General features: G+C 74.0%; 9 protein-coding genes. 8 read left to right on the top strand and 1 reads right to left on the bottom strand.

Annotation, left to right across the window (positions count from 1 at the left end; translation table 11 throughout):
• Positions 1-35: 35 nt before the first annotated feature.
• Positions 36-635, bottom strand: coding sequence for a pyridoxamine 5'-phosphate oxidase family protein (locus ACFUK0_RS21945; protein WP_380252701.1), 600 nt, complete (start codon positions 633-635; stop codon positions 36-38).
• Positions 636-780: 145 nt separating this feature from the next.
• On the opposite strand from ACFUK0_RS21945, the gene ACFUK0_RS21940 reads away from it, so the two are divergent.
• The 8 genes from ACFUK0_RS21940 to typA all read left to right on the top strand — a co-directional run bounded on the left by ACFUK0_RS21940 (position 781) and on the right by typA (position 13,771).
• Entirely contained in the window at positions 781-1,593 is an 813-nt protein-coding gene (locus ACFUK0_RS21940; protein ID WP_380252699.1) for a methyltransferase domain-containing protein, read from the top strand.
• Positions 1,594-1,741: 148 nt separating this feature from the next.
• Positions 1,742-3,118 carry a DUF4190 domain-containing protein gene (locus ACFUK0_RS21935; protein WP_380252697.1) on the top strand — a complete coding sequence of 459 codons (1,377 nt, stop codon included), beginning with the start codon at positions 1,742-1,744 and terminating at the stop codon, positions 3,116-3,118.
• Positions 3,119-3,272: 154 nt separating this feature from the next.
• On the top strand, positions 3,273-3,461 hold the full coding sequence (locus tag ACFUK0_RS21930) for an SPOR domain-containing protein (protein ID WP_380252695.1): 189 nt from the start codon (positions 3,273-3,275) through the stop codon (positions 3,459-3,461).
• 26 nt (positions 3,462-3,487) lie between these two features.
• Positions 3,488-3,898, top strand: a complete 411-nt coding sequence (locus ACFUK0_RS21925) for an NUDIX domain-containing protein (RefSeq protein ID WP_380252693.1) — start codon at positions 3,488-3,490, stop codon at positions 3,896-3,898.
• 203 nt (positions 3,899-4,101) lie between these two features.
• On the top strand, positions 4,102-6,834 hold the full coding sequence (locus tag ACFUK0_RS21920) for a SpoIIE family protein phosphatase (protein WP_380252691.1): 2,733 nt from the start codon (positions 4,102-4,104) through the stop codon (positions 6,832-6,834).
• A 218-nt stretch (positions 6,835-7,052) separates the two neighbouring features.
• On the top strand, positions 7,053-9,611 hold the full coding sequence (locus tag ACFUK0_RS21915; RefSeq protein WP_380252689.1) for a SpoIIE family protein phosphatase: 2,559 nt from the start codon (positions 7,053-7,055) through the stop codon (positions 9,609-9,611).
• A gap of 144 nt (positions 9,612-9,755) precedes the next feature.
• Positions 9,756-11,555 carry an ABC transporter family substrate-binding protein gene (locus tag ACFUK0_RS21910; protein WP_380252687.1) on the top strand — a complete coding sequence of 600 codons (1,800 nt, stop codon included), beginning with the start codon at positions 9,756-9,758 and terminating at the stop codon, positions 11,553-11,555.
• A 347-nt stretch (positions 11,556-11,902) separates the two neighbouring features.
• On the top strand, positions 11,903-13,771 hold the full coding sequence (gene typA, locus ACFUK0_RS21905; RefSeq protein WP_380252685.1) for a translational GTPase TypA: 1,869 nt from the start codon (positions 11,903-11,905) through the stop codon (positions 13,769-13,771).
• Positions 13,772-14,029 lie beyond the last annotated feature (258 nt).

Genomic DNA, 14,029 nt, shown 5'->3' with positions numbered 1-14,029 from the left:
GCGGGGGCACCCGCATGCGCCCGGACGGTAGGCGCTCAGACGGCCTGCGGGTGCGGCGGGCGCGGCGGCAGCGGGAGAGGCAGTGCGGGCATGCCGTCGATGCTGGTGCCGACGTGGTCCTTGCCCTCGCAGTACGCCGCGAACTCGGGCTCGCTCTTGCGGTCGAAGAAGTTGTTGTGCAGGTCGCGGTCCTCGCGGAAGTCCATCAGCGGGACGGCGAAGCCGCAGGAGTCGCTGACGCGCTCCGCGTGGACGAGGACGACCGCCCGCAGGCCGCCGCCGTCGGCGGCCGGGTCGAAGTGGCCGAGCAGGCCGGCGAAGCGCGGGTCGTCGCGGTAGACGGCCTCGCCGCGACCGTGCACCCGCACCACGGTGGGCGGCCCGGTGAAGGCGCACCACATCAGGGTGATCCGCCCGTTCTCGCGCAGGTGGGCGATGGTCTCGGCGGTGCTGCCGCCGAAGTCCAGGTACGCCAGCGTGAGCTCGTCGAGGACGGCCAGGGTGCCGGAGCGCCCCTTGGGGGAGACGTTGACATGGCCGTCGCCCGCCAGCGGCGCCGTCGCGGCGAAGAACACCGGCTGGCTCTCGATGAATTCGCGCAGCCTGCCGTCGATCCGTTCGTAGGTCTTTCCCATGCCCCGATTCTTCCGTACGACTGCCCGCCGGATGTAGTCGATGTGAAAATCGTCTCTACATGCGAGACGAATATTCTCAGAGTCCGAGACGCGGAGTAGCGTCGGAGCCGTCGCAGAATCCGGCCCCGACCCGAGGGGGAGTCCCATGACCGACCATCAGCACGCCTACACCCACGGCCACCAGGAGTCGGTGCTGCGCTCGCACCGCTCCCGCACGGCGGCCGACTCGGCGGCCTACCTGCTGCCCGCACTGCGCCCCGGACAGACCCTGCTGGACGTCGGCTGCGGGCCCGGCACCATCACCGCCGACCTGGCCGAGCTGGTCGGCCCGGCCGGGCGGGTGGTCGCGGTGGACACCTCCGCCCAGGTGCTGGAGCAGGCCGCCGGGTACGTCGCCTCGCGCGGTCTGGACAACGTCGTGTTCGAGGTCGCGGACGTCCACGAACTGCGCTTCCCCGACGGCGGGTTCGACGTGGTGCACGCCCACCAGGTGCTGCAGCACGTCGCTGACCCGGTGGCGGCGCTGCGCGAGATGCGCAGGGTCACGGCGCCGGGCGGCACGGTCGCCGCCAGGGACGCCGACTACGCGGCGATGACCTGGTACCCGCAGCCGGCCGGCCTGGACGAGTGGGCGGCGCTGTACCAGCGGGTCTCCCGTGCCAACGGCGGCGAACCGGACGCCGGCCGGCGGCTGCTGTCCTGGGCCCGGGCGGCGGGCTTCACCGACATCGAGGCCGGCTCCTCCACCTGGACGTACACGACACCGGAGCAGCGGGCCTGGTGGGGCGGGATGTGGGCGGACCGCATCCTGCAGTCGGCCATCGCCGGGGCGGCCCTGGCCGAGGGCTTCGCCACCCGGGACGGCCTGGAGCGGATCTCGGCCGCCTGGCGGGAGTGGGCGGCCGCGGAGGACGGCTGGTTCGCGGTGCTGCACGGGGAGGTGCTGGCCCGCGGGTGAGGCCCCGCCGGGGCAGTGCGGGCGCGGGTCGGACGGGGACGGACGGAGTGCCGGGCGGGTGCGGGGGCGGCGTGGCCGTCCGATAGAGTCGCGCGGCCGTCAGCCGTCGAACTGGTGCCCGCGCCCGGCGGGTCGGGGGAGTACCAACGTGTCACCGAACCTGTCCAAGGCCGAGCCCGGCGTCCCCGAGGACGGGGTTCCCGAGCCCGGTGCTCCGGAGCCCGCTGCGGCCGCGCCCGGCCCCCGGCCCGCCGCCCCGGAGCAGTTCGACCCGTGGGCCCCGCCGACCGGTGCGCCGGCCGGTGCGGCGACCGGCGCTCCCGCCGGTGCGCCGGCGCCCCCGCAGGCGGCCGGACAGCCCGCCTGGGGCGCCGCCCCGCAGCCTGCCGGGGGTGCCGGGCCGCAGGCCGCCTGGGGCGCCCCGCCCCCGACCGGCTGGGGCGCCGTCACCCCGGGCGCGGTGTCCGGCTACCAGGGCCCGTACGCCTACCCGCCGCAGCAGACCAACGGGCTCGCCATCGCCTCCCTGGTCACCAGCCTGACCTGCATCTGGCCGGTCGGCCTGGTGCTCGGGATCGTCTCGCTGGTGCAGATCTCCAAGCGGCGCGACCGGGGCCGGGGGATGGCGGTCGCGGGTGTCCTGCTGTCCGTCCTCGGGATGATCTTCACCCTGCTGCTGGTCATCGGCATCATCGCCGACGAGAACGGGACGGCGGGGGGCCCGACCGGCGGGCCGTGGGCGCCGCGCGGGACGAGTTCCTGGCAGGACCTCACCCGGGGCGACTGCTACAACCCGGCGCCCGGCGATGACCGGGACACCGAGAAGGTCGCCTGGGTGGCCAAGGTGTCCTGCACCCTCCCGCACCACTCCGAGGTGGCCGGCACCGTCCGGATCCCGGCCGCGACGGACGGCGGCTACCCGGGCGAGAGCGAGATCCGCCGGACGGCCGACACGCTCTGCGCGCCCGTCTTCAGCGAGTACGCCCTCGACGCCTGGGCGCTGCCGGACGGCGTCTCCCAGGCGTACCTGTACCCGACCAAGGGGCTCTGGAAGTCCTCCAACACGCTGCTGACCTGCGTCTTCGAGGATCCGGACGGCACCCACTCGGGCTCCGTCCGAACGGACCGCGCCGCCCTGAGTGCGGCCCAGCTCGGCTACCTGGAGGCCGTGAAGCCGTTCAACGAGGCCGTCGACGCGATGCCGCTGGACGACGTCGAGGACGCCCCGGAGGACTACCGTGTGTGGGCCGCGACGATGCTCAAGGCCACCCAGGACGAGGCCGACCGGCTGGCAGCGGTCAGCTGGCCGGCTGCCGCCAAGGGCCCGGCGGACGCCATGCTGGCCGGGAAGAACGACTCCCTCGCGGCCTGGCAGGCAGCCGTGGCCGCCGCCGACGACGCGGCGCTGGACACGGCGGTGAACAAGGCGATGAGGCTGGTGAACCGCTCGTCCGAGGACGCCAGGGACCTGCGGGCGGCGCTCGGCCTGTCCACCGGCGAGCAGGCGGGCGACCTCCAGGTCTGAGCCGGGACCGCCGGGGCGAGGCGGCCCCGGCGGCGCCGTCTTACCTGCTGTTAACCCGTACCGTACCTGCCGGTAGCGGGGGCGCCGTAGCGTCGTCGTCATGGCCGGGCCCGGCCCGACCCCCACGCAGGCCGGGCCCGCTACCCTCCCGGGTATGGGGACGCCGGAGTACCGCGTGATGCGCCAGGACGACAACGGGAACCGCTACCTGGTGGCCGGCGGACTGGCCGAGGCGCAGGCCGAGCAACTGGCCGCCGAGTTCGAGGCACGGGGCCACAAGCAGCTCTACTGGGTGGAGCGCGAGGCCGGGTCCGGCGGTGCCGCCCGTGGTCAGCGCGAGTAGCCGGCCGCGCCGCATAGGGTCGCCGTATGGACAACCGGATCGTGGTCGGCGGCGTACTCATCCACCGGGGCCGGGTGCTCGCCGCCCGGCGCAGCGCCCCGCCCGAATGCGCCGGGCGCTGGGAGTTCCCCGGCGGGAAGGCCGAGCCGGGGGAGTCCGAGGAGCAGGCGCTGGAGCGCGAACTGCTGGAGGAACTGGGCGTCCGGGCCAGGGCGTTGCGGCGGCTGCCCGGCAGCTGGACGGTCCGCGCGGGGCTGGAGCTGCGGTTCTGGGCCGCCGACCTGCTGTCCGGCGACCCGCAGCCGCTGGAGGACCACTCCGAGCTGCGCTGGGTCGGCCCGGGCGAACTCGCCGGCCTCGACTGGCTGGACCACGACCGCGAGGTCCTTCCGCACGTCGCCCGGCTGCTCGCCGAGCGCGACGCGCTGCCGCTGTAGGCCAGGTAGGCCAATCGGAAAAGACGAACCAGCTGCCGGGATAGCCTGGGTTTCTGCTGGGTATGTCACTGTTCGGCAGCATTCGTCACCATCGGTGAGCCGGGTCCGACCGGCAGCGCCGGTCATCACCAGGGAACGGCCACGACATTCTGTGCCCCGGCGCCCCGCCGGGGTGCGCGTCCCGAGAGGCGGAGGCCCCGTCGGTGTCGAGTACGGGTAACGGCGAGGGGGAGCAGCGCGCCCGGGGCCTTCCCCGACGGGGGCCGGGACGCGCCGGCGGCGGCGCCTCGGCCCGGGCCCGGCTGCGCCGCAGCGCCCGGCGGGGCGGCCCCGCCGCCCGGCGCAGGGAGGTGGACGCCGGCCCGCGCCCGACCCTGCCGATCGTGGCCGCCGCCCCGCCGCTGCCCGGTACCCGGGGCCGTCCGGCCCAGCCGTTCCCGGGGGCCGCGCCCGCGCGGGAGCGGTTCGGCCGGCACACCGAGGGCAGCCTGTTCGACGTGGTGAAGGTGGCCATCGCGATTCTGGACACCTCCGCCCGGGTGGTGCTGTGGAGCCCCGCCGCCGAGGAGCTGCTGGGCTGGCCGAGCGAGCTGCTGGTGGGCCGCCGGATCGACGAGCTGCTGGACGACGAGCGCCAGGTCGCGCGGACCAGGGCGGCCATCCAGGAGACGCTGCGCAGCGGGCAGTGGCACGGGCTGGCGGAGATCCGCCACCGCGAGGGGCGGGGCGTCGCGGTGGAGACCAGGATCTCGCTGCTGGTGGACGGCGACGGCACGCCGTTCCTCCAGGTGGCCCTGGCGGAGGCGACGACGGTCCAGGCGGTCGAGCGGGATCTCGCCGTGCGCGACGCGCTGTTCGAGCAGTCACCGCTGGGCATCGCCGTGCTCGACATCGATCTGCGCTACACGGCCGTCAACCAGACCCTCGCCGACATGAACGGCGTCACCGTGGACGAGCACGTCGGCCGGACGACCGGCGAGACCCTTCCGGAGCGCGCCGCCGACGAGATCACCGCGATCCAGCGCCAGGTGCTGGCCACCGGCGAGCCCGTCATCGACGTGACGCTGGCCTCGCCGGTGACGGCGCGCGGCGGCTTCCGCTCGATCTCGTACAGCCGGATGACCGACCGGGCGGGGAAGGTGCTCGGCATCTCCGGCACGGTGATGGACGTGACGGAGCGCTACCGGGCGGTGGCGAAGGTCGAGCACGCGCGCCGCCGGCTCTCGCTGCTCAACGAGTTCGGCTCCCGGGTCGGCGACCTGCTGGACGCGTCCCGGATCGCCCAGGAGCTGGCGAGCGCGGTGGTGCCCCGGCTGAGCGACCACGCCGCCGTGATCCTGCTGCAGGCCGTCGCGCACGGCGACGACCTGCCCCGGCACGGCCACGACCGCCGCACCTCGCTGCTCCAGCTCGGTACGGCCTCCGTCCAGGACGGCCCGGAGGTCGAGGTGATGCTCCGCCGGGGGGCCCGGATCACCTTCGCCGAGGACTCGGCCTGCGGGCGGGTCCTGCGCACCGGTGTGCCGGAGCTGCTCTCCGGCGCGGACGAGCTGAGCGACGTCACCTACCCGGGCGACCCGAAGATGCAGGCCGCCCACGACCTGGGCGTGCACGCGATGCTGGTGGTGCCGCTGCGGGCCCGGGGGATCGTGATCGGCCTCCTGCTCGTCAGCCGGGCCGGCTACCGCGAGGGCTTCGACCGCGACGACCTGGCCTTCACGGTGGAGCTCGCCGACCGGGCCGGCAGCTCGCTCGACAACGCCCGCCTCTACGCCCGGGAGCGCACCGCGGCCCTCACCCTGCAGCGCACCCTGCTCCCGCAGCAGGTCCCGCAGCCGACCGGGGTGGAGGTGGCCTACCGGTACGTGCCGGGCAGCAGCGGGACCGAGGTCGGCGGCGACTGGTTCGACGTGATCCCGCTGCCGGGCGACCGCACCGCCCTGGTGGTGGGCGACGTGATGGGCCACGGGCTGCGGGCCGCCGCGACGATGGGCCGGCTGCGCACCGCCGTCCGGACCCTGGCGGGCCTCGACCTCCCGCCGGACGTCCTGCTGCGGCACGTCCACGAGCTGACCGACGACCTCGCGCAGAGCCCGGACGAGGCCCTGCTGGCGACCTGCGTCTACGCCGTCTTCGACCCGGCCACCGCCCGGCTGGTGGTCGCCAAGGCGGGGCACATCCCGCCGGTCCTGATCGTCCCGCGCGGGACGGCCGCGCCGACCAGGACGGGCGGCGCGCTGCCCGGCGGTGACGGCCGGATCCTGGACCTGCCGTCCGGGGCGCCGCTCGGGGTCGGCGGGGTCCCGTTCGAGTCGGTCGAACTGGAGATCCCCGAGGGCAGCCTGCTGGCGCTCTGCACGGACGGCCTGGTCGAATCCCGGGACAAGGACCTGGACGTCGGCCTCGGCCGGCTGCTGACCGTCCTGGAGGCGCCGTACGCGTCGATCCAGCAGGCCTGCGAGGCCGTCCTCGGCACCATGGAGCAGGGCCGCGAGCCGGACGACGTCGCGCTGCTGCTGGCCCGGCTCGGGCACGGCCAGGTCGGCACCCCGACCGCCGGCTGGACGCTGCCGGCCGAGCCGACCGCCGTCTCCCGCGCCCGGCGCCTGGTCCGCGCCACGCTGGCCGACTGGGCCATCGAGGAGCTCACCGACACCGCCGAGCTGCTGGTCAGCGAGCTGGTCACGAATTCCGTCCGCTATGCGAGCGCACCGATCGGCGTCCGGTTGACGCTGGGCGGGACGCTGCTGGTGGAGATCTCCGACCCGCTGCCCGATCCGCCCAAGGAGCGGCACGCCGCCGAGGCCGACGAGGGCGGGCGGGGCCTGGAACTCGTCCGCCGCCTGGCGCTGCGCTGGGGCACCCGGGCCGAGGGGATCGGCAAGGTCGTCTGGTTCGAACTGGCGCTCCCGGGTATGGAGCCGGACGGGACGTGACGCGAGTAGATCGGGACATGACATGCCAGGTGGCGGCCGCAGGGGGCGCGCGCTCCGGTTGGGGGCGCGAGCGTGGCATTGTGGTTGCGCGGGTGGTGGAACAAAAACCTCCACCCGATCTGATGTTGTGATGTTGAGGGCGTGTGCGGTCACCCCTGGATGATGAATACTCGGTCTTCTCGACATCCGGACGGTCGCGGGTTGGAGGGGTCGGTCCGTTGAACAGCACCCCGGCGCGGAGCGCGCCGAGCAGCAGCGGTCATGTCGCCGTGCCCGGACAGTCCACCGCACCGGGCCTGCCCAGGGCGACGGCGGCGGACCGCTCCCGGTGGGGCCACGGCGAGCCCGGCTCGATCTACGACTACATCCGCGTCGCCACCTTCGCGATCGGTTCCGACGGCCGGATCAGCCAGTGGAGCGACCGCGCCGCCGAGTTCTTCGGACTCCCCGCCGGCGAGGCGGTCGGCGCCGACCCGATCACCGCGTTCGTGCCCCGCGAGCTGTGGCAGCGCGGCCGCGCCCGGCTGGAGAGCATCCTGGCCGGCGAGGAGTGGGTCGGCACCGCGCCCTACCGCGACGCCACCGGCGCCGAGGGCCTCGCCGAGCTCTACCTGATGCCCGACAGCGCCCTCCCGGCGGCCGGCGCCACCTGCCTCGCCGTCGACCTCGGCCGGCTGCGCCGGATCGAGACCGACCTGGCCGCCTCCGAGGCCGTCTTCGGGCAGACCCCGACCGGCTTCGTCCTGTTCGACGCCCGGCTGCGCCTGCAGCGCGTCAACGACGCCTTCGCCTCCGGCGTCGGCCTCGCCCCGGACGACCTGGAGGGCCTCAGCCCGCACGACCTCTTCCCGGCCTCCGAGGCGGACCGCCTGTCCGTCGCCCTGCGCAAGGTGCTGGACAGCGGCGAACCGGTCTTCGACCTGCGCCTGCACGGCGTCCCCGCCGAGGGCAACCGGCTCTGGGCGATCTCGCTGTACCGCCTCGACGGCGCCGCCGGCCGCCCGATGGGCGTCGCCGGGCAGGTCTCCGACGTCACCAGCCGCCACGTCGCCGAGCGCGAGGCCGACGGCGTCCGGCGCAACCTCGCGCTGCTCAACGAGGCCAGCGCCCACATCGGCTCCACCCTCGACCTGGAGACCACCGCCAAGGAGCTGCTGGACGTCGTCGTCCCGCCGTTCTGCGACACCGCGAGCGTCGACCTCTACACCGCGCTGCTGGTCGGCGAGTCCGCCCCGCGCGGCGGCCGGCTGGGCGAGTCCGCCTCGGACGGCTGCGGCGAACTGCGCCGGGTCGCCGTCTCCAGCGTGGTCGGCGGCGTCTCCTCGGTGCTCGGCTCGGTCGCGGGCTTCCCGGTCGCCGAAGCCGGCGGCACGCTCTGCTACCCGCGCCGCTCCCCGCACGCCAGAGCACTGCGCACCGGCCGCAGCGTCGTCCCCGAGCCCGGGCCCGACCCGCTGCTGCGCTCCACCCTGATCGTCCCGCTGGTCGCCCGCGACCAGGTGCTCGGCCTGGTCCAGCTGTCCCGCGCGATCGGCAGCGAGCCGTTCGACGCCCGCGACGTCGCGATCGCCGAGGAGCTGGTGGCCCGCGCCGCCGTCTGTATCGACAACGCCCGCCTCTACCGCCGCGAGCACGAGCGCGCGCTCATCCTCCAGCGCAGCCTGCTGCCCCCGGGCAACCCGGCCGCCAGCGGCCTGGAGATCGCCTGCCGCTACCTGCCCAGCAACAACAACACCGAGGTCGGCGGCGACTGGTTCGACGTCATCCAGCTGCCCGGCAACCGCACCGCGCTCGTCATCGGCGACGTGATGGGCCGCGGCCTGCGGGCCGCCGTCGCGATGGGCCAGCTGCGCACCGCCGTGCGGACCCTGGCGATGCTCGACCTCGACCCCGCCGAGGTGCTCACCGCCCTCGACGAGATCGCCCGCGACCTCGGTGACGACTCCGCGCCGGCCGCCGGCACCACCCCCTTCGGCCGGCTCACCTCGCCCGCCGACGAGGAGGCCCGCGAGGTCTACCTCGCCACCTGCGTGTACGCCGTCTACGACGCCGTCACCCGGCGCTGCACGATCGCCAACGCCGGCCACCTCCCGCCGGTGCTGCTCAGCCCCGGCGAGCCCGCCCGGATGATCGACGTGGCTCCCGGCCTGCCGCTGGGCGTCGGCGGGGAGCCCTTCGAGGAGGTCGAGCTGACCCTCCCGGACGGCGCCCTGCTCGGCCTGTACACCGACGGCCTGGTCGAGTCCCGCAAGCACCAGCTGGACGAGGGCCTGCGGGCCTTCCGGGCCGCCCTGTCGGAGGGCACCAAGGGCCTGGAGGACCTCTGCGACCACGTGCTCGGCGAGCTCAACCCGCACCACGGCGAGGACGACATCGCCCTGCTGATGGCCAAGGTGCACGCCTTCCCCGAGGACTCGGTGGGCGACTGGAAGCTGCCGCCCGAGCCCACCTCGGTCGCCAAGGCCCGTGAGCTGGCCTGCGGCTGGCTGCTGGTGCGCGGCCTGGACGAACTGGTCGACACCACCGAGCTGCTGGTCAGCGAGCTGGTCACGAACGCGCTCCGGCACGGCCGGGGCGACATCCGGCTGCGCCTGCTGCTCGACCGCACGGTGGTCTGCGAGGTCTGGGACGACGGCTACGCCCAGCCGCGCCAGCGCCGGGCCCAGGAGACCGACGAGGGCGGCCGCGGCCTCCAGCTCGTCAGCCTGCTGGCGGAGCGCTGGGGCAGCCGCCGGACGCCCAAGGGCAAGATCGTCTGGTTCGAGCTGAGCCTCTGAGCCCTGCGGCCGGTGGCGGGCTGTCCGCCACCCGGGTGCATCGCCGGCCGGCCTGCCGTGTCGGGCACCCGGATCGCCGCACCGTCGCGTTGAGTGGGGACCCATCCCGGTCCCGGGTCACCCGACACCCCGACGGAGCCGAGCATGCGCGCCCGCCAGTCCACCGCCGCAGCCGCCACCCTGCTCCTCGCCGTCACGCTCGCCGGCTGCTCCGACGACCCGGTGCCGGCCGCCGCCCCCGCGGCCTCCGACATCGGCGCCGCCGACCGGCAGCTGACCGCGGACGGGGGCACCCTGCGCTGGGCCGTGGACGCGGTTCCCGCCACCCTCAACGTCTACCAGCCCGAGGCCACCGCCGACTCCCAGCTGGTCGCCCGGGCCGTCCTGCCCTCGCTCTTCCGGCCGGACGACCGGGCCCGCCCCGTGGCCGACCCGGACTACCTGGTCTCCGCCGAGTCCACGCCCCCCGGGCAGACCCCGCAGGTGGTCACCTACCGGCTCAACCCGAAGGCCGTCTGGAGCGACGGCACGCCGCTCTCGGCCGCCGACTTCACCGCCCAGCGCAGCGCCCTGAGCGGCGCCGACCCGGCGTACCGGGCGGCCCGCCCGGCCGGGTACGACGCGATCGAGTCGGTCGCCCCGGGCGCCGACGCCCACGAGGTCAAGGTCACCTTCAAGCACCCGTACGCCCCGTGGCAGGCCCTGTTCAGCCCGCTGTACCCGGCCGCCGCGACCGCCTCCCCGGCGGCCTTCAACCAGCCGCTCGCCGCGGACTTCCACACCTCGGCCGGCCCCTTCGTGCTGGCCGACTACGACCCGGCGGCGGGCCGCGCCGGGCTCGTCCGCAATCCCAGGTGGTGGGGGGACGCGGCGAAGGCCGAGCGGATCGACTTCCTCGCCACCCCGGCCGCCGGCCGCCTGGACGCCCTCGACCAGGGCAAACTCGACATCGCCGGGCTCACCGACACCGTCGACCGGGCCACCGCGGCGCCGTCGGCCTCCCAGCCCGCCTCCCAGCCCGCCTCCCAGCCCGCCTCCCAGCCCGCGGCCGCGCCGCCCGACGCGGCCGCGCTCGCCCTGACCGCCGCGTCCGCGCAGGCCCTCCGGCGCGCCGAGGCGCTGCCCGGCCTCACCCTGCACCGGGCGGCCGCCCCGGCCCTCACCGAGCTGACCCTCAACGCGACCCGGGGCCCGCTGACCGACCCGGTCGTCCGCCGCGCCGTCGGCCTGGCCGTCGACCGCCACCGGACCGCCGAGGCCGCCCTCGCCCCGCTCGGCCTGCCCGCCGTCGCCCTCGGGAACCACCTGCTCGCGGTCGGCCAGGACGGCTACCGCGACAACAGCGCCGCGCTCGGCGACGGCCCGGCGGCGCGGCTGCTGGACGACGCCGGCTGGAAGGCCGCCGGCTCAGGCGCCCGCTCCAAGGGCGGCCAGGAGCTCACCCTCGGGCTGCTTCTGACGGACGGTTCGGCCACCGCCCGCCGGACCGCCGAGGCCCTGACCGCCGATCTCGGCGCGGCCGGCATCACGGTGCGCCCGCAGCCGGTGGCCGCCGCCGACTTCGTCAGCGGCCACCTGGCCACCGGCGACTACGACCTCGCGCTGTTCTCCTGGCCCGCCACCGGCTCCCCGGCCACGGACAGCCGCGCGGTGTACGCGAAGCCGCAGCCCGGCCCGGACGGCGCCGCGCAGACCGGCTCCAACTACGCCCGCACCGGGACGGACGAGATCGACGGGCTCTTCGACCGGGCCGCCGCCGAGCTCGACCCGGCGGCCCGCTCGGAGCTGCTCCAGCAGGCCGACGCCCGGATCTGGCAGCTCGGCCACTCCGTCCCGCTCTACCAGCGCCCCGACCTGGTCGCCGTCCGCACGGGTGTCGCGGGCGCCGGCGCCTACGGCCTGGCCCGGCCCCGCTACCAGGACATCGGCTTCCTCAAGGGCTGAGCGACCTCCACAAGGGCTGGGTGACCTCCACAAGGGCTGGGCGACGGCGCGGACGAAGGCGCGGGAGAGCCCCCGGAACAGGCTTCCGGCGATGGCAGAACGAGGCGGGGAACGGGGCGCGGAACGGGGAGGGAACGTCCCGTACCCGTGATCGTGGCCCCGCCTTACCTGCCCGTTTCGGCCCACCTGGGTGGTTCCCAGTACGATAGGAGGAAGCCGTGGCGTGTCTGCCCGGCGGGTGGACCGGTAGTAGCAGGCGGAACGGGCGGCGGCGATCAACAGGGATCGCAGGTCGGCGTCACGCAGCCGGGCGCCGTAACCCACGACTCCGGGAGAATCCGCTCCGCATGCCCACGCGCAATGACATCCGCAACGTTGCCATCGTCGCCCACGTCGACCACGGCAAGACCACGCTGGTCGACGCCATGCTGAAGCAGGCCGGCGCGTTCGCCGCCCACCAGCACCTCGACGACCGAATGATGGACTCCAACGACCTGGAGCGCGAGAAGGGCATCACCATTCTCGCGAAGAACACCGCCGTCAAGTACCACCCGAAGGAGGGTGGCGCGCCGATCACGATCAACATCATCGACACCCCGGGCCACGCCGACTTCGGTGGCGAGGTCGAGCGCGGCCTGTCGATGGTCGACGCGGTCGTTCTGCTGGTCGACGCCTCCGAGGGCCCGCTGCCGCAGACCCGGTTCGTGCTGCGCAAGGCCCTGACCGCCAAGCTCCCGGTCATCCTCTGCATCAACAAGACCGACCGTCCGGACTCCCGGATCGACGAGGTCATCAACGAGACCTACGACCTCTTCCTGGACCTCGACGCCACCGAGGAGCAGATCGAGTTCCCGATCGTCTACGCCTGTGCGCGTGACGGCGTCGCCTCGATGACCAAGCCGGAGAACGGCACCGTGCCGGCCGACAGCGACTCGCTGGAGCCGTTCTTCTCCACCATCCTGGAGCACGTCCCGGCCCCGGTCTTCGACGAGGACGCGCCGCTCCAGGCGCACGTCACCAACCTGGACGCCGACAACTTCCTCGGCCGTATCGCGCTCTGCCGCGTCGAGCAGGGCGAGCTGCGCAAGGGCCAGCAGGTCGCGTGGATCAGGCGGGACGGCACGATCCAGAACGTCAAGATCACCGAGCTGCTGATGACCGAGGCGCTCACCCGCAAGCCGGCCGAGGTGGCCGGCCCCGGCGACATCTGCGCCGTCGCGGGCATCCCGGACATCATGATCGGCGAGACCCTGGCCGACCCGGAGAACCCGATCGCGCTGCCGCTGATCACGGTCGACGAGCCGGCCATCTCCATGGTCATCGGCACCAACACCTCGCCGCTGGTCGGCAAGGGCGGCAAGGGCCACAAGGTCACCGCCCGCATGGTGAAGGACCGCCTGGACCGCGAGCTGATCGGTAACGTCTCGCTCCGCGTGCTGCCGACCGAGCGCCCCGACGCCTGGGAGGTGCAGGGCCGCGGTGAGCTGGCGCTCGCCATCCTGGTCGAGACCATGCGCCGGGAGCTCTTCGAGCTGACCGTCGGCAAGCCGCAGGTCGTCACCAAGGTCATCAACGGCAAGACCCACGAGCCGGTCGAGCGGATGACCATCGACAGCCCCGAGGAGTACCTCGGTGCGATCACCCAGCTGATGGCGACCCGCAAGGGCCGCATGGAGACCATGACGAACCACGGCTCCGGCTGGGTCCGCATGGAGTTCATCGTGCCGTCGCGCGGTCTGATCGGCTTCCGCACCCAGTTCCTCACGGACACCCGCGGCACCGGCATCGCGCACAGCATCTTCGAGGGCCACGAGCCGTGGTTCGGCGAGCTGCGGATGCGCAACAACGGTTCGCTGGTGGCCGACCGCGCGGGCGTCGTGACGCCGTTCGCGATGATGGGCATCCAGGAGCGCGGCACGCTGTTCGTCGAGCCCACCACCGAGGTGTACGAGGGCATGATCGTCGGCGAGAACTCGCGCCAGGACGACATGGACATCAACATCACCAAGGAGAAGAAGCTCACCAACATGCGTGCGGCCTCCTCCGACACCACCGAGAACCTGGTGCCGCCGCGCAAGCTCTCGCTGGAGCAGTCCCTGGAGTTCTGCCGCGAGGACGAGTGCATCGAGGTGACCCCGGAGACCGTGCGCATCCGCAAGGTCGTCCTGGACCAGAAGGAGCGCGGCCGTACGGCCTCGCGCGCCAAGAAGAACTGACGCTGCTCCGGTAGCGCCCGGGCAGCCGCCCGAGGCCGCCACCACCTCCCGCAGGGGAGGGGGTGGCGGCCTTCTTGTTTTCCGGCCGCTGCTACGCACCGCTGTCGACGCGCGTAGGAGCGGAACGTGCTCTATCACACCTGAACGTCCGCTGAGCGAACGTGACAGTCCGTCGTGCATGAGAACTGTCCGTTTAGTACCTGTCTGGCTATGTCTTATATGTCCGATTTTCGAAACTTACCGACCGTTCATGTGACC

It is taken from the genome of Kitasatospora sp. NPDC057223 (genome assembly GCF_042669755.1).
In the GTDB taxonomy this organism is placed as follows: Bacteria; Actinomycetota; Actinomycetes; order Streptomycetales; family Streptomycetaceae; genus Kitasatospora.
This window is presented reverse-complemented; position numbering and strand designations above follow the sequence as displayed.

Excerpts from the sequence above, each read along its gene's own strand:
- ACFUK0_RS21945 (WP_380252701.1), bottom strand. The coding sequence starts at position 635 with ATGGGAAAGACCTACGAACGGATCGACGGCAGGCTGCGCGAATTCATC.
- ACFUK0_RS21940 (WP_380252699.1), top strand. The coding sequence starts at position 781 with ATGACCGACCATCAGCACGCCTACACCCACGGCCACCAGGAGTCGGTG.
- ACFUK0_RS21930 (WP_380252695.1), top strand. The coding sequence starts at position 3,273 with ATGGGGACGCCGGAGTACCGCGTGATGCGCCAGGACGACAACGGGAAC.
- ACFUK0_RS21925 (WP_380252693.1), top strand. The coding sequence starts at position 3,488 with ATGGACAACCGGATCGTGGTCGGCGGCGTACTCATCCACCGGGGCCGG.
- ACFUK0_RS21910 (WP_380252687.1), top strand. The coding sequence starts at position 9,756 with ATGCGCGCCCGCCAGTCCACCGCCGCAGCCGCCACCCTGCTCCTCGCC.
- typA (WP_380252685.1), top strand. The coding sequence starts at position 11,903 with ATGCCCACGCGCAATGACATCCGCAACGTTGCCATCGTCGCCCACGTC.